Genomic DNA, 1,063 nt, shown 5'->3' with positions numbered 1-1,063 from the left:
TATCATCTTGGGAATGAATGCGCCCATGTAAGGTAAACCGATTATTGAGCAGTTCTACCCCCATTTGAGTCGCGTCCTCTCCTGCATTCACCTGGCTTTTCATTTTAAGTTGGCCATAGACGTCCGGTTGTTCTGTGGAGGCATACAAATCTTGTTTCGCTGCGACAATGCGTAAAGGCTGTTTGACTTCTCCTTCAATCGTCAAGTCATTATCTTTGATAACAATATCCGAGGCAAATCCTGTCACACGTTTGCGTAAAGGTTGTAGTTTTTCATCTACCGCGTAGTCAAAGGTTTCTCCATCTTCTCGTTTCCGACTATTGACGGTACGAGTTGCCGCAAATAAAAAGTTCGAGGCTTCACTGCTTCGGACTAAGGCTTTATTGTTCTCCATCCGTACTTTTCGTGCGCCACTCAGACGATAAGGTGTGTACAAGGTATGAGGACCTTTCCTAATTAAATCATATTTTTTTTGCATTTCTTCAGACCAGGGTCCATTTTGATTTTGGGCAGCCTGATATTTAGCTTCCATCCGTGTCCGTAAATCTGGATTACATGGATTTGGTTCCGGATTCGTGGCTGGAGTCGCCGCGAGAGTCGTAATCCGATCCGTATTCGCTTCTCGACGGACGTTCCCTGGTAAGCGAACTTCATTTCGTGTCCAAGTGAGATCATAGTTATGCGGACCATAACTATCAATTCCGCCATCAAACATCGGATTATTCGACACTTGGAGTAAATGATACACTCCATACCGCTGCATCCAGTTCTTTACGCTATTTTGATCCACGGTGACGTGTTGATTCCCACGATAGATTTGAATCCCAGCACGACCGACATCTTCGATCGTATTATTTCGGATCATCACATTTTTCGAGTATTCCACGGAAATTCCAGCGAGATAACCCATTTTTTGAACGGAACAATTTTCAATCGTGACATTTTCTAGACCCCCAATTTGGATGCCATTCTTCCCAACCGTTTGTCCATTTAACTCTAAATCAGCAAGCAGGATATTTCTGCCAAGTTGGTAGCTTGGTACTCATTCTTTCGATGCTTTCCC

The 1,063-nt window shown here is 43.9% G+C and carries 1 protein-coding gene; it reads right to left on the bottom strand.

The features are described 5' to 3' along the window. On the bottom strand, positions 1-934 hold a 934-nt coding region (locus MFLO_RS13640), incomplete at its 3' end, for a right-handed parallel beta-helix repeat-containing protein (RefSeq protein WP_241433677.1). Positions 935-1,063: the final 129 nt, after the last annotated feature.

The sequence above is a fragment of the Listeria floridensis FSL S10-1187 genome (assembly GCF_000525875.1).
In the GTDB taxonomy this organism is placed as follows: Bacteria; Bacillota; Bacilli; order Lactobacillales; family Listeriaceae; genus Listeria; species Listeria floridensis.
This window is presented reverse-complemented; position numbering and strand designations above follow the sequence as displayed.